This window comes from Nonomuraea recticatena (assembly GCF_039533245.1).
Taxonomy (GTDB): domain Bacteria; phylum Actinomycetota; class Actinomycetes; order Streptosporangiales; family Streptosporangiaceae; genus Nonomuraea; species Nonomuraea roseola.
The window spans coordinates 17,644-35,278 of record NZ_BAAATE010000032.1 but is presented as its reverse complement, the minus strand read 5'-3'; the positions used below and the strand labels follow the sequence as shown (position 1 = coordinate 35,278).

Sequence of the window (17,635 nt, the reverse complement as noted above, 5' to 3'; positions counted from 1 at the left end):
AGGACTGCCGATGTCGCACCTCCCCCGATGGCTGGCGATTGGGGCCGTCGTCCTGTCCACCGTGGTCGCCCAGCACCCGCCGGCGTCCGCCGCCGCGATCCCCGACCTGAGCAGCGCCAACAGGCGGGCTCCCGTGGCGGGTCTGCCCGACTGGAGCAGGGCGGGCTACCGGGGCGGCGCCGCCCTACCCGGCCCTGCCGACGCGCACCCCGACGCCGCCTGCCACGTCACGTCCGCCGAACTGGCCGGCCAGTACGGCGTGCGCGCCGACGGCGGCGACGCCACCACGGGCCTGCAGGCGGCCATCGACGCGATCAGGACGACCTGCACACCGACCGCCGGCTACACCAGGCTCTCCTCCATCACGCTGCCCGCCGGCCGGATCCTGGTCACCCGGCAACTCGCCCTGGACGCCGACTATCTGGTGCTCAGAGGCGCGGGCATGGGCCAGACCGTCCTCGCCTTCCGTCCCGACGCCAACACCCGCTACGACACCCTGACCGAGGACGGCAGCGACTGGGACGAGGACGGCATGGCCCACGGCGCGGGCAAGGGCGGCTGGACCTGGCCGGGCCGCGGCCTGCTGCGCGTCCAGACCCGCGACGTGCACACCAGGTACGCGAGCGACCACGCCTCCGCCCCCGCCAACCGCAAGGACCTCTTCGAGGGCAGCGTCAACCAGCACTGGGCGGGCGGCGTGCCGCTGCGTGAGTCGTCGGCCGCCGGCAGCACGCTCATCAAGCTCGCCACCAGCGCGGACATGGCGCGCTTCAGGGCCGGCGGCTTCCTCTGGGTCGGCGCGGCCAACAGCGTGAAGTTCTACCAGCAGCAGACGGTCACCGACACCGCGCGCCACACGAACCTGCACATGCGCCAGCAGATCTTCCAGATCGCCTCGGTCGACCCCGCGGGCAGGACTCTCGTCATCGACAAGCCCCTGGAGTACGACCTGCCGGTCAACTCCACCTCGGACGGCTCGGCCGCGATCGGCGGAACGGTCTACCCCAGCAGGGTCACCCCGCTGAAGGTCGTCCAGGGCGTGGGCATCGAGGACCTGACCCTCACCCAGGAGATGACGGGCATGCCCAAGCTCGGCGGCGGTGTCCACGACCTCGACGAGGCCGACGCCGTGCACAACTACGGCAACATGGCGCCCGAGTACGCCCAGCACGGGATCGTGCTGAAGTGGGCGGCCAACGTCTGGATCAGGCGCGTGGGCACGTGGATGACAGGGTCCCACGCGGTCGTGACCGAGAACGCCAAGAACATCCAGGTCCAGGAGTCGCAGTTCAACGGCTCATGGAACAAGGGCAAGGGCGGCAACGGCTACTTCCGCGGCTCGCGCGTCTGGGACTCCCTCTACGCCTACAACACCAGCAGGAACCTGCGCCACTTCACCTTCCAGTGGTCGGCCTCGGGCAACGTGGCGATCGGCAACGACTTCGACTCCGACCTCAACCTGCACGGAGGCTGGGAACGACGCAACCTGTTCGAGAGCAACAGGGTGGCGGTGCCGTACGAGCACGCCTCGAAGAACTGCCAGGCCAACTGCGGCGAGGAGGGCGGCGGCGGGGTAGACGACTCGACCTGGTGGCCGATCTGGTGGGGCGCGGGGCCCAAGGCGGCCAAGTGGTCGGGCTCCAGCGGCCCGCAGAACGTCTTCTACAACAACCAGTTGACCAAGCAGACCACGCAGGGCGGGGCCTACCAGGCTTACTATCCCGACCGGCAGCGGGTCTACCAGTTCGGCAGCTCCGCCGCCGATCCCACGAGATTCCAGCATCTGGCCACCGATGGGAGCACCATCCTCGACTGGGCGGGCGGGGAGACGCTCGACTACACCGGCTCGGGGGTCCACGCCTCGATGACCGACCCGTCGGGCTCGCTCTTCCTCAAGTCCCCCGGCTCGAGCCAGGACGTCACGGCGCCGAGCGCCCCCTCCGGCCTGCGGGCGACCGGCGCCACCGCCACCAGCGTGTCGCTGGCCTGGAACGCCGCCACCGACGACGTCGGCGTGAGCGGCTACGACGTCTACCGCGGCGCCACCCTGGCGGCCACCGTCACCGGCACCGCCCACACCGACACCGGGCTCACCCCCTCGACCGGCTACGCCTACACCGTCAGAGCGCGTGACGCCGCGGGCAACACCTCCCCCGCGAGCACCGCCGTCACCGCCACGACCCAGGCCGGTCCCGGTGGAGAGGAGAGGCTGCTGTCGCGGGGCAGACCCGCCACCTCCTCCTCCGTAGAGGCGGCCGAGTTCGCCGCGGGCAAGGCCGTGGACGGCGACGGCGCCACCCGCTGGGCCAGCGTGGAAGGCCACGACCCTGAGTGGATCACCATCGATCTCGGCTCCACGGCCACGATCACCAGGGTCAGGCTCTCCTGGGAGGCCGCCTACGGCAAGGCCTACAAGATCCAGACCTCCGCCGACGGTTCCACGTGGACCGACGTCCACTCCACCAGCACGGGCGACGGGGCGGTCGACGACCTGGCCGTCACCGGCAGCGGGCGCTACGTCCGGATGTACGGCACGACCCGCGGCACGCCGTACGGCTACTCGCTGTGGGAGTTCGAGATCTACGGCACCACGGACGGCGGCGCGCCCGGCGCCATCGTGGACGTCTCGACCTCCGCAGGGCTGACCGCCGCCCTGGCCGCCGCCCGGCCAGGACAGACCATCAGGCTGGCGGCGGGCGAGTACCGCGGGGCGTTCGTGACCCAGCGCGCGGGCAGCGCCGCCGCCCCCATCACCCTGACAGGCCCGTCGAACGCCGTCCTGGTCAACGACGGCCCCTCAGGCGCCGCGCCCTCCTGCCCCGCCCCTGGAGGCGGATGGGACTCCGGCTACGGCCTGTGGCTGTACGACGCGCCCCACTGGAAGCTGACCGGCTTCACGGTGAAGGACTCCAAGAAGGGAATCGTGCTGGACAACTCCCACCATGTCACGATCGACGGGGTGTACGTGCACCACGTCGAGGACGAGGCCGTGCACTTCAGGAGGTCGTCGGCGGACGGGGTGATCCAGAACTCCCGCATCACGCACACCGGACTGGTCCAGCCCGGCTACGGCGAGGCGGTGTACATCGGCTCGGCCGGCTCCAACTGGGGCTGCCACGGCAACTCGGATGGCGCCGACCGCTCCGACCGCGTCAAGGTGCTGAACAACCAGCTCGGCCCCCAGGTCACCGCCGAGCACGTCGACGTGAAGGAGGGCACCTTCGACGGCGTGATCAGGGGCAACACGTTCAACGGAACCGGACTCAGCGGCCAGAACTCGGCGGACTCCTGGATCGACGCCAAGGGCGTCGGTTACCTGATCGAAGGCAACACCGGGACCTTCACCGCTCCCGGCACCTTGGCCAACGGGTACGAGACGCACAACCCCTCCACCACCCCGGCGTTCCGGAACGGGTGCGGGAACGTCTGGCGGGACAACCGCTCCGACCTCGGCGGCGTCGGCCAGTACGCCATCAAGATCACCTCCACGTCCAAGTGCCCGGGCGTCCTGAACGTCGTCCACGCCTCCAACACCGTCGCCAACGCCACGACGGGGTTGACCAACATCCCGGTCACCCCGTAGGGCCTGTCAGCCCGGGACGGGCGCGCCGATCACGTACTCGATGATGTCGGAGAAGCGGAAGATCTTACCCATGGCGCCCCAGTTGCCATCGGCGATCTCGATCAGGTGCACCCAGGCGACCGGCTTGTCGTGGAGCCGTCCCGGGTCCTCCTCCCCCTCGGAGAGGACCCGGGTGATGCGCTGGATCATGTCGGCTCGCTTGTCGTCGTCGAGCGAGCCGGCAGGGACGCTGACCCTGACGACGTAGCGGGGCTGCTCCTGGCCGGCGATCGGCCGCCCGCCGACGAACCACTCCTGGGGCTCGTTGACCACGAGCCAGGAGATCTCTCGCGCCGCCTCGTTGTCGGGTGCGCCCTCGGCCAGCATCACCTCGGCCACCAGCCGCTCCTTGACCCGCCGACCGCGCTCGCCGTCGAGAGCTCCCTTGGGGGCGAACAGTTCCACGAAAGGCATGTCCCACTCCTCTGTCAGTACAGATTCTGTACTCGACACTAGGCGAGTGAGTTCAGAATCTCAACCCGAGCCCTGCGGAGACAGGGGCCCGCAGGGACGCCGCGACGGATGACAGCGTGGGCCCTTCCCTGGACATCGGCGCAGTCCGGCCCTGGCCAGCCGCACGCGCGCTCAGCAGGCCGATCCGGCAGGTGGGACGGTCAGCGGACGGGCAGAGTCGGATGCGGATCCCATGAAGTGAGGCCGATCATGCCCGCGGTGACGGCCCACCGTTCGTGGTCGCGCCAGCCGCCGTCGATGAACAGCAGTTCGGGCGAGAAGCCCTCCTTGCGGAAGCCGAGGCGCTCGACCAGCTTCAGGGAGGCGTGGTTGCCTGGCTGGATCTGGGCTTCCAACCGGTGCAGCCGCAGCTGCTCGAACGCGTAGTGCAGCACCAGGCGCAGGCCTTCGGACATGTAGCCCCTGCCCGCGGCGGGGGTGAAGGCGGCGTAGCCGAGCGAGGCGCTCTGGAGGCGTCCGCGGATGATGGAGTTGATGTTGACGAGGCCTGCGATGGCTCCGGTGCCGCGCACACAGATCAGCAGGCTCTGGGCGGTCGCGTGGTCGAATCGCCCGAGGTAGCTCTGGAACGCCTCCGGCGTGGCGGGCAGCGACATCCACGGGTGGTGCAGGTCCGCGCTGGCGCGCACCAGCTCCACGAACTCGTCCTGGTCGTGGCGGGTGAGCGGGCGCAGGGCCACGCGGGAGGAGCCTCCTCTGCCGGCCATGAACGCCTCGATCGCCGCCGCCGTCCGCGCGGTCCCTTCGTCACCGTGCCCCTCGATACCGTGCCCCTCGATCATGAGACGGGACGCTATCGCGGCTCGTCGAGGCGAGGAAATCGATCACAGCCCAGCCGCCTCGGCGCCGCCGGGGTGGCGGCGCGGGTGGTCAGGACGCTCAGCGGAGGGCGGCCTCCAGCAGGACGTCCAGCTCCCGCTGGGACGTCTCGAGCCGGCTGATCGTCTCGGTGATGCGGGCGCGCTCCTGCCGCAGGTGGGAGAGCACGGTCGGGCAGGCCCGCGGCACCACCGGCTCGTCCTGGTCGTGGACGCAGTGCAGGAACGTGGCGATGACGGCGGTCGGCAGCCCGGCGGCCAGCAGGGTGCGGATGGCGCGCACCGCGACGACGTCCGACTCGGCGTACTCGCGGTAGCCGTTGGCCAGCCGTACCGGGTGGAGCAGGCCCTGCTCCTCGTAGTAGCGCAGCAGCCGCCGGTTCACCCCGGTCGCCTGCACGAGATCCCCGATGCGCACGTGCCCCTCCTTCACACCGATGTGACACCTTAGCGCGCGCCGGATTCTCATCGCGGTTGCCCGATGACACCGGCCTGCGCGCGGCCTCGGGCGGCTCGCAGGTCACGCGGATCGCAGGAGGTGGATGCGGCGCTCCTCGGCGTCGGGGTGGATGAAGGCGAGCAGGCGGGCCGACTCCGTCTCGATCTCGTCGCGGGCCGCGGGCGGCAGGTGGCGAAGCGGGTGCACCGTCAACGTGGCGACAGCGCCCTTGCGGGACACCGTCCAGGTGGCGGCGACCGTACCGTCGACCAGGACGGTGGCCGCCACGCCCGCGCCCACGCAGACCTGGCGGCGGACCTCGTCGGTCATGACGCGGGTGCGGTCGGCGTAGGCCAGCAGTGGCGCGTCGAACTCCGGGAGGAGCCGCACAGGTGCGGGCAGGTCCTCCTGCGGCGCAGGGGCGTCGAGGAGGTCGAACAGCTCCCTGCCCGACTCGTCGGCGTGGACCCGGAGCTCGGGGCGCAGCTGGTCGAACACCTCGCGCAGGCCGCCGACGCCGGACCAGGCCCGCGCGTCGGACACGGAGGCGGGCCCGAAGGCCGCCAGGTAGCGGCGGACCATCTGGCGCACGTCCTCGGCTGTCGCCTGCGGCCGGATGCCGGTCCAGCCTGCGCAGGCGAAGGGCGTGGCGCCGCGGACGTTCCAGGTGCCGCTGGGAGCCGGGTGCACCAGCGGCCGCAGGTACTGCACGCTCCAGCCGAGAGCGAGAGGGGTCGGCGCCCTGCCGCCCCTCGGCGAGGAGCCTGCCCAGCTCGGGCCTGGTGAGCACCCGCTCGCCCGCGAGCAGCTCCCCCGCCTCCGCCACCAGCGCGTCGAGGTCGATCCCCGTGGTGCGGCGTCCGAAGGCGTTGCGCTGCACCCTGCGCAGCAACGGCGCGAGCACCGGCCGGACGAGGCGGAAGTCGCGCACCGACATCACGTGCTGGGTGGCCCTCATCATCGTCGAGCGCACCAGCGACCGATCCTCGATCGCCACTGTCAGATGCTCGATCGCGAACCCTTCGAGCCTGCTCCACAGCGCGAGGTAGGGCAGGTTGGGGTCCTGGGCGTTCAGCCCGAGCACCCGCTCGACGGCCTCGCTCACGGGCAGGTCCGCGCGGCGCAGCAGCAGCTGCCGTTCCAGCGGCGCGCGGTTGAGCGCCCGCGGGCTCAGCACGGCGGCGCCTGAACGCGGCCCGCGGGCGCCCACCTCAGCCCACCTTCGCGAAGAACTCGCGGACGTCGGCGACCAGCAGGTCCGGCGCCTCCATCGACAGGAAGTGGCCGCCCGTGCCGAGCTCGGTCCAGCGCACGACGTTGTGGTCACGCTCGGCCCAGGGGCGGACGGTCACGTCGTGGGCGGAGACGAGCACCGCGGTGGGCACCGTCCCCCGCTGAGCGGCCGCCCAGTCGCCCGCGCCCTCGCTCCAGGAGCCGTCATCCCCGGAGCCGGCATCCCAGGCGCCGTCAGCACCGGGGCCGCCCCCCGAGGCGGCGTCGTTCCAGCTCGCGCCGTCAGCCGAGGCGCTCCAGGCGTTGGCGGACATCTCCTCGTAGTAGATCTGGGCCGCCGACCCCGCCGTGCCGGTCAGCCAGTACAGCGAGACGTCGGTCAGGATGCGGTCGCGGTCGACGCTGTCCTCGGGCAGCCCCTCCTCGGGATCGGTGAGCTCCTTGAATTTCTCCACGATCCAGGCGAGCTGGCCGACGGGCGAGTCGTGCAGCCCGTAGGTCACCGTCTGGGGCCGCTTGGAGTTGCACTGCAGGTAGCCGTCGTTGAAGTTCTGCATCGACTCCCAGCGCCGCCGCTCGGCCTCGGTGAGAGCGTCCATCTCGCCCTCCGCGCCGACGGGGAAGGTGAGCATGGCGTTGAGGTGGACGCCGACGACGTGATCGGGGTCCTGCCTGCCGATCTCGGGGGCGACCCACGCGCCGGTGTCGTAGCCCTGGACGCCGTAGCGCTCGTATCCCAGCTCCGCCATCAGCCGCACCAGCAGCCCTGCCATCCTGGCCGCGCTCATGCCGGGCCCGGCCAGCGGCGTGGAGAAGCCGAACCCCGGCAGCGAGGGGATCACCAGGTGGAAGGCCGTGGCGGGGTCGCCGCCGTGCGCGCGGGGGTCCGAGAGCGCTCCGATGACGTCGAGGAAGTCCACGACCCCGCCGGGCCAGCCGTGCAGCAGCATCAGCGGCATGGCGTCGGGCTCGGGCGAGCGCACGTGCAGGAAGTGGATGTTCTGCCCGTCGACGGTGGTGAGGTACTGCGGGTGCTCGTTGAGCGCCGCCTCGTGCGCCCGCCAGTCGTAGCCGGTGCGCCAGTACTCGGCGAGCTCCTTCAGGTAGCCCACCGGCACACCCCTGCTCCAGCCGACGCCCGGCAGCTCCTCCGGCCAGCGGGTGTTGGCCAGCCTGGCGCGCAGATCGTCGAGCTGCGCCTGCGGGATGTCCATACGGAAGGGCCTGATGCCCTGCGGGTTCGTCATACCGACGACGCTAGGACCCGCTTAGGAAAGATTCGGTCCTAAGCATCCGGCAGACTGGCGGACATGCTCGAGACCTCCGCACGACTGCTCAGGCTGCTGTCGCTGCTGCAGACCCATCGCGACTGGTCGGGCGGCGAGCTCGCGGAGCGGCTAGGAGTCACCTCACGCACGGTCCGCCGCGACGTGGAGCGGCTGCGCGAGCTCGGCTACCCGGTGCACGCCACCCGGGGGAGCGCCGGCTACCGGCTCGGGGCGGGCGCGGCGCTGCCGCCCCTGCTGCTGGACGACGAAGAGGCCGTCGCCGTGGCGGTCGGCCTGCGCTCGGCGGCGGGCGGCTCGGTGGCCGGGATCGAGGAGACCTCCCTGCGAGCGCTGACCAAGCTCGAGCAGGTGCTGCCCTCGCGGCTGCGGCACCGGGTCAACACGCTGCACACGGCGACCGTCAGGGTCGGCGCCACAGGGCCGGCGGTGAGCCCCGACACACTCATGACGATCGCCGACGCCTGCCGCCGCCACGAAGGACTGCGCTTCGACTACGCCAGCCCTCGCGGCGGCGTCACCACCCGCTCGGTGGAGCCGCACAGCCTCGTCAGCTTCGGCCGGCACTGGTACCTGGTCGCCTGGGACACCGACCGCGACGACTGGCGCACCTTCAGGGTGGACAGGCTGACCCCCCGCACCCCGTACGGCCCGCGGTTCGCGCCGAGGCAGCCGCCCGACGGCGACGTCGCGACCTACCTGTCGCACCAGCTGTCGTCGCGGACGTGGCCGTGCCAGGCGACCGTGACCCTGCACGAGTCCGCCGAGGCGGTCGCCGACAGGATCTGGCCCGGCATGGGCGTGGTCGAGGCGGTCGACGAGCACAACTGCCTGTTCCATGTCGGCGCCGACACCCCTTCCGCGCTGGTGTGGATGATCACCTCGGTGGACGCCGACTTCACCCTCGTCAGCGGGCCGCCCGAGCTCGCCGAGGCTCTTCGCGCCCAGGCCGCGCGGTGCCTGCGTGCCGTGCGGGCGACATAGCGAGCCGACAATGCACCGATAACCCTTTCCACGGCGCGTCGACTTCAGGCGAGGACCGATATGCGCCACTCCCCCTGCCGCCGAGGGGAGGGCTGCCGGCCGGAATTCCGGTCAGCCGTTGTCCGGTCAATCGCACGTCCGAAGCTGGGCCCACCGGGCCCGCAGGCCATAACCCGTAGTCAGGATCCAGTCAAGGCCGCGAATTATACTTTTTCGTACTTCTCTATAGATATTGCGAAATATAGTTCTAATACGATCCGGAAAGTTCGATTACTACATTTATGACCCTTGAAAGGACGTGCAGTAAGTCTAATATCGGGGTTTGTGTCCCATGATCCATCGGACCTGCCCGATAGGCAGGTCTGGCCGCCCGGCCACTCCGATGACACAGCCATGACCGCGCCCACACCCCCGATGGCCAGGCACAGATCGCAGCCTCAGCCGCCGGAGTCCGAGTGGGAGCCCGAGCGGCTGTCGTCCGGCCCGTGGCGGCTGATCATCGGTGCGGGGACCGTATTCGTCGTGCTGGCCGCGGTGGGGATCGGGCTCGGCGCGATTCGATCTTCGAGGGAGCCTTCACCGGGGGTGGCCGTTCCCATGGCCACCGCGTCGGCGGCGGATCCCGATCGAAGATCGGCACGGGCCGGGTCGACCGGTCAGCCGGTCGACCCGGCCACGTCGGCCGCTCCGTCGCGAGGGGACGGGGCGAAGCCGGCGGTCACGGCCGCCGAGGCCAAGCGGGTGCACGACCGCTTCCAGCGCGAGCTGTCGGCGGCCCAGCTCAAGCTGGACCACAAGGCCGTCGACGCGCTCGAACAGGGGCTCGCGCTGGAAATGACCAAGGCGAGCTTCGAGACCGCCAGGCTGCAGAAGAGCGAGGTCCCCGCGGGGATCTGGCCGGGCACCAAGGTGTGGGTGCCGCGCCGTACGGCGGAGGCGGGCGAATGGTTCGTGGCCGCCATGCACGAGCCGGGCGTCGCGCGCGTGACCGACCTGATGGTGAGGACCGGCAAGGGATGGCGGCTCGCGGTCTCGACCGCCGACACCCGCGACCCCGCGCCTGATCTGCCCGCCATCGCCGTCGACCCCGAGGGCTACGCCACGAGCCTGGACGAGTTCACCTCCGGCCTGCGCGGCACGCCCAAACAGATCGCGCTCGCGCACCTGAGGAGCCTGGAACGAGCCACCGAGGACGGGCGGTTCGCCGAAGGGCCGTGGACGTCGACCGCGGTGAAGCTCTGGCAGCGCGAGCGCGCCCAGCTGCGTGAGGCCGGCTGGAAGCTGGAGCTGTCCTACCGGCTGACCGGCCAGGTGAGGGCGCTGAGGACCACCGACGGTGGCGCGCTCGTCTGGTACTCCGCCCGCTCCACCGAGGTGCGCAGGGCCGAGCGTCCCGGCACCACGGTGACGCTGAAGGGCCCGGCCGCCGTCCGCACCGGCAACCGCTCGTTCGCCCGTACGGCGAGCGCCACCTACGGGCGGATGTACCTGGCACACGTCCCGCCGATCGGCTCCGCCGAGCCCATCAGGGTCATGGGCGACTGGACAGACGTACTGGAGAGCCACGGCACCTGACGAACCGAAGACAAGAGGAGCACCATGGCGACATCCCCACGCAGACCTTCCAGGTCAACGGTCGTCACCACAGCACTCACGATCGGCGTGTTCGGCGCCGGGGCGGGGCTGGGCAGCGTACTCCACGACCGCGCCTCCGAGCCCAGGACCGAGGTCCTGCGCCTGGCCGCGGGGACCTACCAGCTGGACGGGCAGTCCGCCGCGTCGGCCTCGGGAGGTCTCACCGCCCGCTCCCTCACCGGCGCGGACGGCGGCAGCACCCTGTCGGGCGGCGCGGCGGGCCCTCCGGTGTGCCTGGCGGCCACGGTCGACTGGCTGGCGGTCCAGGCCACGGGTGAGGCGTGCGCGTCCATCCCCCTGCTGGGCAACGGGACGACGACCTCGCCGCCCCTGCTGAGACCCGGCAACCCCGCGGACCGGTCCACCCCGTCGGAGCGGCCGCAGGAACCGAAGAAGTCGGAGCGGCCCGACCCCGCGCCCAGGAGGAGCGAGGCGCCGCAGCCCACGCGGATGAACGAGCCGCGACAGCCCGCTCCTCGCCCTCCCGCGCAGGACACCCCCGCCTCGACGAGGAGGAGCGAGCCCGACAGGGAGCGCAAGCCCGAGACCGGCAGGGACGACGACACGATCGAGACCGGAACGCCGAAGCTGGCCGACGCTCCCGCCACCTCCTTCCCCAAGGGCACGCTGCGGGCCGTCGAGCCCGTCCCCAGCCGTCCTCCGCTCCAACCGGTGCGCCCCCGTCCCGCCGACGAGAGCCGGTCGGGCCAGAGCGGCCAGGACCGGGCCAGAGCGACGGGGAGCCCGCCCACCGCGAGCTCGCCTGTCCAGCGCCCTCCCAGCCAGAGCCCGCCGCGCCGGCCCAGCCAGAGCCCTCCCGATCAGCCGCGCCAGAATCCTCCGGACCAGCCGCGCAGGAACCCGACGGACCAGCCCCGCCAGAACCCTCCGGACCAGCCGCGTCACAGCCAGCCCGGCCAGAGGCCGACGGTCAGGCCGCCTGACCAGGCCCCCACGGCTCGTCCTCCTGGCGGCACCCCCACCCTCCGGCCCCCCGACGACCGCCAGTGCCTGCTGACGGGGCCCGACGGCAGCGCGCTGCGGCCGGCCGTCCGCGAAGGGATCGCCCCCGGCTGCGAGGACCCCGCGCAGACCGCGCTGCCCACGGCCAGGCCCGCCCCGCCGACCCTGAAGAGCCCCCCGCCCGCCAGGTCGGCGCAGCCCTCGGCGAGGGCCAGCACCAGGGTCAGCGTCAAGCCCAGGGCCACGCCCTCACAGCCGTCCATGCCGACCTCGCTGCGGCCGGCCGCCACCGGCAGGCCCACCCAGCCGCGGGGCACGGCCGCCGCCACCTCGGAGCCGCGCGCTCCCCAAGGCACCACCCTGCGCCCGGCCACCGCCGAGGGCGAGAGCCTGCCGATCTTCCAGGACCCCGAGCTGATGCGGCGCGCCGAAGAGGCGCTCGGCCTCGACGGCACCAGGACCTACACCGACGCCAACGGCGAATGGGACCTCACCATCGCCCCACCGGGCACCCCCGAGTGCCGCGACTACAGCCAGCAGCAGCTCCAGGCGATGGGCGTCTCGGCCGCCTCGCCCGCCAACCTGCCACGCGACTCCTGCATGTGGCCCGCGTTCATCCGGTGGCTGTACGCCGACCCGGCCGACGGCGAGGTGAGCAACTGGACCAAGTTCACCGGTCTGCCCGACCGGAACCTGCAGCTCGTGGTGGTCGATCCCACCAGGGGCAGCGCCCCTTCGACGGAGAGCTCGCCGGGCGTCGTCGAGCCGGACCCGGGGCCATGAGCTCCCTTCACGACATGGGAAGCGCCATCCTCGGACCTGACAGAGCGGCGGCATGGGTGCGCGAGCACGGCGGCCACCTCATGGACTACGCCGTCCACCGGCTGGGCGAGGCCGCCGCGCCCGCCGCGGTCGCCGCCGCGCTCGGCGCGTCGAACTGGCCGGCCGTGCCGGAGAGCGTCTCCGAGCGCGGCCTGCTGATCGCGGCGCTGCGCCGCGTCTGCCTGGCCGATCCCGCCTGCCGCGACGGCTACCACCCGGGGACGGGGGCGGGTCTGCCCGACGCCGAGCTCATGGAGCGGGCGTGGGCGGTGGTCGACCCGCTGGGCGTGGAGGCGCTGCTGCTGCTGTTCCGTCACGAGCTGACCCTGGCCGACCTGTCGTACGCGCTGGGCCTGCCGGAGGCGGAGGCGCACCGGCTGGTCACCAGGACGCAGGACCTCATCGAGACGCTGGTGAGCGGGCTCGACGCGCTCTCGCGCGGCAGGCCCACCTGTGAGGTGCTGCCCCCTCTGGCCGCGGCGGCCTTCCCCGACGGGTCCGCCTCGGCGCGCTCGGATCTGCTCACGCACATGATCGAGTGTTCGGCCTGCAACCGGCCCTTCAACATCCACTACACCGTTCCCCAGATGATCGACCAGGTGCCGGTGGCCCCGCTGAGCCTCGCGCGCAGGGAGCAGGTGCTGAGCCTGCTGCCCTCCGCGCCCGACCCCGCTCCCCCCGTGGTCCCCCGCCAGGCCGCCCCCGCCGACTCGGAGGGACGGCCCGCCGGGCAGGACCTCGACGTGCGGCCCCCCGCCATCCCGACCCCCGGCCAGGACACCCCGCTGTTCAACGCGCTGGCCTCCAGGGTGTGGGCCCGTGAGGTCCTCTCCCCCACCGACCAGGCGACCAGCCCGCCGCCCGGCCGGCCCGCGCGGGAGGAGCCGGCCGAGGCCGTCTCGCCGCCGCCCGAGCCGAGGCCCAGGTCCCGGCTGCCCGAGGCGCTGGCCGCTGCGGGCGCGCGCACCCGCCGTACGGCCGTCAAGGCCGCCATCATGCTCGTCGCCGGTACGGCAGGCATGATCACCGGCCTGCAGGTCCTCGGCCCCTCGCCGGAGTCTCCCCCCGAGACCACGTTCACCCCCTCGGCGGGCGACGACGCCCTCGCGGGCCGGCTGACGCTTCCCCCCTCGATCGCGCTGGACGACTTCGGCAGGGGCACGATCACGCTGAACGTCCCCGGCGAGCCGGTGAGCTGGCGGATCACCGCGCCGGGGCTGACCGTCACCCCGTCCACGGGCACCTCGGGCGACGGCGACCCCGCCGTCATCCGGGTGCGGGCGCTGCGCTTTCGCCACTGGTGCGGAGACCCGTCACCGACGGAGGTCGTGCTGACCGTCCAGGGCCCCTCCGACTCGCTCACCACCCGCATCCGATGGAAGACCTGCTGACCCCTTGCGAAAGGACCCCTTGCCATGACGGAGACCCCTTCCAGGCTGCAGAAGCCGGCGACCTCGCCCGAGCAGTTCGACCAGTCCATCCCGCTCACCGCCGAACGCCTGCTGACCAACAGGCGGCCCGAACCCTCCTCCGGATGGCGGCGCCTGGTCTGGCAGCTGTCGGGCCACAGGTACCTGCCCCCCGAGTCGTCGGCCGAGGTGGAGCGGCGCAAGTTGATCGCCCAGGCGCAGACGCCCGTGGCCAGCGGCCATCACAGGATCGCGGTCATGAGCCTGAAGGGCGGCGTGGGCAAGACCACCACCACGGCGGCGCTCGGCAACACGCTCGCCTCGTTGAGGGGCGACAGGGTCATCGCCATCGACGCCAACCCCGACAGGGGGACGCTGGGCCTGAAGGTCAAGTCCGAGACCGCCGCGACGATCCGCACGCTGCTGGCCGAGGCCGAGCACATCGTCAGGTACGCCGACGCCCGCGCCTTCACCTCCCAGTCGCCCGCGCGGCTGGAGGTGCTCGCCTCCGACACCGACCCCGCCGTGAGCGAGGCGTTCGCCGCCGACGACTACCGCACCGTGGCAGGGCTGATCGAGCGCTACTACTCCATCTGCATCACCGACTGCGGCACCGGGCTGCTGCACGGCGCCATGGGCGCGACGCTGGACATGGCCGACCAGATCGTGCTGGTCAGCCTGGTCGCGGTGGACGGCGCCAACTCGGCGGCCGCCACGCTCGACTGGCTCACCGCGCACGGCCACGCCGACCTGGTGAAGAACGCCATCGTGGTGCTGAACGCCGTCGAGGAGCGCTGCGACGTCGACGTGGACCTGCTGGAGCAGCACTTCAGCGCCAGGTGCAGGACCGTGATCCGCGTGCCGTACGACCCGCATCTGAAGGAGGGCGCGGAGGTGGACCTGCTGCGGCTGCGGCCCACCACCGCGGGCGCGTACCTGCGCCTCGCCGCCGCGGCGGGGCAGGCCTTCAGCCTGCGCTCCGATCGGGGTCACTAGTGTCGCCTGTGATGGAGGACCCGGCCCTGCGCTGGGACCTCGGCCCGGTACGGCGCCGCCACCGCCTGCGCCGCGTGGCGAGCGTGGTGGTCGCGGTGCTCGCGGTCGCCGTCGCCGCCTGGATCCTGCGACCAGGCTCGGACGCAGGCCCCGTCACGCTCGCCCAGCCCGCGGGGCATCACGGCGAGGCCGGCTTCCCCGTCGGCTTCCCGCACACCGAGCTGGGCGCCGCCTCGGCCGCCGCCGCGACCCTGGAGGCCGCGTGGACGCTCGACGACGTCCAGGCGATGGCCGCCGCCGAGCTGTACGCGGCGCCCGAGCAGCGGGCGGCGGCCCGTGAGGGCGCCGTCAGCGCGACCAAGGGCTGGCGGCGCACGCTCGGCCTGCCCGAGGAGGGCTCCCTGCCCGCCGGCGCGGCCATGAGGTCGAGCACGATCGGCATCCGCTGGCAGGAGCGGGCCAAGGACCAGATCCTCGTCTCCGTCCTCGTCCAGGTGTCGGCGACCAAGGGCGACGCGGGCCCGCTGTACTCCAGTCCCTACGCCATGAACCTGCTCATGACCTGGCACCCCACCCTGCGCGGCGGGGACTGGGTCAACACCCCCGACACCAGGCCCGTCGCCGCGCCACCCGCGGCCGCTCCGGGCACCCCCCAGTTCACCGCGGCCGGCTGGCGGCCCATCGCCCACACCGATCCCGCCGAGTGAAGTCCAGGAGACACCACCTCATGACCCCACGCCGTCCCTCCCGGCCCCTCTCCCTCGCCTCGGGCCTGCTGCTGGCATGCGTGTCCGTGGTGGGCGGAGGCGCGCTCGCCCAGCCGTGGATCTCCCATGCCGACGTCGAGCCCTCCTTACCCGAGGGGGGTCCTGTCGCGACACACGAACCCCGCCCCGAACCGGCTCCCGAGCCGCCACAGGATCCGCGGCCCACCGAGGAGCCGACAGCCGAGCCCGCCCCCGAGCCGACGACGGAACCGACGACGGAACCGACGACAGAGCCCACCACGGAACCCACCACGGCTCCGACGGACGAGGACCCCGCGCCGAAAGAGCCCGCGCCCGAGGAGCCCGCGCCCACCACCTCCGCCTCCAGCACCCCCGAGCCCACCGCCTCCCCGAAGAAGAGCCCTTCGCAGCTGCCCGCGAGCAAGAAGCCTCCGGCAAGCGCGAGGCCTGCGCCCAAGCCCGACCCCAAGCCGGTGCCCTCGGAGGAGCCGAAACCCAGCGAGAAGCCGACCGCCTCGCACGCCGCGAAACTGGAGATCCCCAAGCTCAAACCCATCAAGATCGTCATCCCCAAGGGCAGGAGCACGCCCAAGACCAGCCCGACGGCCGGCGCCCCCGCCAAACCCGCCCCCACCGCCAGCGCGGCGCCCAAGAGCACGCCCGCCAGCCCGCCCGCGCCCAGGAGCACCGCTCAGCCGAGCGCCAGGCCGACCGCCGCCGTCAAGCAGCCACCGGCCGTCTCCCAGCCCGCCAAGCCGTCCGCACCCGCCAGGGCTCCCGAACCCGCCAAGGCCTCGACGCCCCCCAGGGCATCGGTTCCCGCCACACCGCCCCCCGCCGCGCCCCCCACGGCGCCCGCCAGGCGGCCCGCCGACGTGCCCACCGAAGCGCCCGCCACTGTGCCTTCCGCCGTGCCTGCCACCGGGCCCACCGCGGCGCCCGCGCCCGCCCAGGCGTCGGTTCCCGCGCGGGAGCCGTCGCTGCCGCCGTCCGCGCCCGTGAACACCGATCCCGGCGTGACCGCGCCCGACAGCGGGCCCGCCCCCGGCTCGGGACAGGGCAAGGACACCTCCGACGCCCGCGTGCTCGCGCTCAACCCGCTCAACGCCCTCGGCACCAGGACCGTCCTGCCGCTGCCCGCGCTCGCCGCGCCCTACGCCCCCTCCACGGGGAACTCCTGCCTCACCATGAACAGCGCCACGTGCTGGGGAACCTCCTCCTCGGTGGCGCAGCCCAGGTGGGCCTTCGTCCCGCCCGCCCCCGCCCAGCCGTTCGCGGCCCCTCCGTCGGCGGCACCCGCCGACACCCCCGCAGCGGCCCCCGCGGCATCCCCCGCCGCCCAGTCGCGGACCGGCACCGGCGCGTCGCAGGCGACCACCCCTGTTCAGGCAGGGCTCATGCCTACGATGTGCTGGGTATTCGGGCCCGCGGCCGGTTGTGCCAGGGCGGAGGAGGGTGCCCCATGATGTCCAGAACGCGTTCGCGCATCGCCGTCGCCGGGCTGGTGGCGGTGCTGTGCTCCAGCACGCCCGGCTTCGTCGGCGTCGCGACGGCCGCGCCGTGCGCGCAACTCGACGACCAGCGAGGGTGGGGCCAGCCCGTGTGGTGCGCGGAGTTCGACGACTTCCTCGATCCGAACGAGTGGGCCGTCTACGACTCGCCAGGCCACGCCGGCAACGGTCGCCGCTCACCGGGCCAGCTCTTCCTCGGCGACGGCGCCCTGTTCCTGTACGGCACCCCCGACGGCACCACCGCCGGCCTGGCCGCCAGGTACACGCAGCAGTACGGGCGGTGGGAGACGCGCATCCGCCTCTATCCGGGCGCGGGCTCCTACCACCCCGTCGCGCTGCTGTGGCCGGCCGGCGGCGGCGGAGGCGTGAAGCCGAACGGCGGCGAGGAGATCGACTTCCTGGAAGTGATCGACGACCCCGAACGGCAGCGGCCGAACTTCTTCATGCACTCGCCGCAGGGCAGGCAGGAGGCGCACGCGAGCCTGGACATGACCACCTGGCACACCTACGCGGTGGAGACCTCTCCCGAGGGCGTGGTCGGCTACATCGACGGCCAGGAGTGGTTCAGGTCCGACATCGCCGTCACGACGCCGATGTCGGCCTGCCTCCAGCTCGACTGGTTCCCTGGCGAGGGCAGCGAGGGCGAGGCGTGGATGGAGGTCGACTGGCTGCGCATCTACGCCCTGACCTGATGCCAAAACTTACCATGTGGTAG

Annotated in this window: 13 protein-coding genes and 1 pseudogene; 9 read left to right on the top strand and 5 right to left on the bottom strand. The window is 72.5% G+C overall.

All coding sequences use genetic code 11. The features are described 5' to 3' along the window. Window positions 1-10 precede the first annotated feature (10 nt). Window positions 11-3,583 carry a discoidin domain-containing protein gene (locus ABFX50_RS39965; protein ID WP_346154101.1) on the top strand — a complete coding sequence of 1,191 codons (3,573 nt, stop codon included), beginning with the start codon at window positions 11-13 and terminating at the stop codon, window positions 3,581-3,583. Between the two features lie 6 nt (window positions 3,584-3,589). Here the strand turns inward: ABFX50_RS39965 and ABFX50_RS39960 are convergent, their stop codons facing one another. From ABFX50_RS39960 to ABFX50_RS39940, 5 genes and pseudogenes are all read right to left on the bottom strand, one after another. Then, entirely contained in the window at window positions 3,590-4,036 is a 447-nt protein-coding gene (locus tag ABFX50_RS39960) for a tautomerase family protein (protein ID WP_346154099.1), read from the bottom strand. Window positions 4,037-4,236: 200 nt separating this feature from the next. After that, window positions 4,237-4,878, bottom strand: a complete 642-nt coding sequence (locus tag ABFX50_RS39955; protein ID WP_346154097.1) for a GNAT family N-acetyltransferase — start codon at window positions 4,876-4,878, stop codon at window positions 4,237-4,239. Between the two features lie 97 nt (window positions 4,879-4,975). Further along, window positions 4,976-5,332: a MerR family transcriptional regulator gene (locus ABFX50_RS39950; RefSeq protein WP_346154095.1), complete on the bottom strand. Its 357-nt coding sequence runs from the start codon at window positions 5,330-5,332 to the stop codon at window positions 4,976-4,978. A gap of 102 nt (window positions 5,333-5,434) precedes the next feature. Then, window positions 5,435-6,437 (bottom strand): annotated as a pseudogene (locus tag ABFX50_RS39945) (winged helix DNA-binding domain-containing protein). 127 nt (window positions 6,438-6,564) lie between these two features. Next, entirely contained in the window at window positions 6,565-7,833 is a 1,269-nt protein-coding gene (locus ABFX50_RS39940) for an epoxide hydrolase family protein (RefSeq protein WP_346154093.1), read from the bottom strand. A gap of 63 nt (window positions 7,834-7,896) precedes the next feature. Between ABFX50_RS39940 and ABFX50_RS39935 the strand changes: the two genes are divergently transcribed. From ABFX50_RS39935 to ABFX50_RS39900, 8 genes are all read left to right on the top strand, one after another. Further along, window positions 7,897-8,856, top strand: coding sequence for a helix-turn-helix transcriptional regulator (locus tag ABFX50_RS39935; RefSeq protein WP_346154091.1), 960 nt, complete (start codon window positions 7,897-7,899; stop codon window positions 8,854-8,856). Between the two features lie 393 nt (window positions 8,857-9,249). Further along, complete coding sequence (locus ABFX50_RS39930) at window positions 9,250-10,431, top strand: DUF8094 domain-containing protein (protein ID WP_346154089.1); 1,182 nt, start codon at window positions 9,250-9,252, stop codon at window positions 10,429-10,431. Window positions 10,432-10,455: 24 nt separating this feature from the next. Next, window positions 10,456-12,237, top strand: coding sequence for a hypothetical protein (locus ABFX50_RS39925; protein WP_346154087.1), 1,782 nt, complete (start codon window positions 10,456-10,458; stop codon window positions 12,235-12,237). Between the two features lie 14 nt (window positions 12,238-12,251). Further along, on the top strand, window positions 12,252-13,667 hold the full coding sequence (locus ABFX50_RS39920; protein ID WP_346154086.1) for a hypothetical protein: 1,416 nt from the start codon (window positions 12,252-12,254) through the stop codon (window positions 13,665-13,667). Window positions 13,668-13,691: 24 nt separating this feature from the next. Continuing rightward, entirely contained in the window at window positions 13,692-14,681 is a 990-nt protein-coding gene (locus ABFX50_RS39915; protein ID WP_183641902.1) for a MinD/ParA family ATP-binding protein, read from the top strand. A gap of 11 nt (window positions 14,682-14,692) precedes the next feature. After that, entirely contained in the window at window positions 14,693-15,388 is a 696-nt protein-coding gene (locus ABFX50_RS39910; protein WP_346154083.1) for a hypothetical protein, read from the top strand. Between the two features lie 20 nt (window positions 15,389-15,408). Further along, window positions 15,409-16,875: a hypothetical protein gene (locus ABFX50_RS39905; RefSeq protein WP_346154081.1), complete on the top strand. Its 1,467-nt coding sequence runs from the start codon at window positions 15,409-15,411 to the stop codon at window positions 16,873-16,875. Next, complete coding sequence (locus ABFX50_RS39900) at window positions 16,872-17,612, top strand: glycoside hydrolase family 16 protein (protein WP_346154080.1); 741 nt, start codon at window positions 16,872-16,874, stop codon at window positions 17,610-17,612. Before ABFX50_RS39905 ends, ABFX50_RS39900 begins: the two co-directional genes overlap by 4 nt. Window positions 17,613-17,635 lie beyond the last annotated feature (23 nt).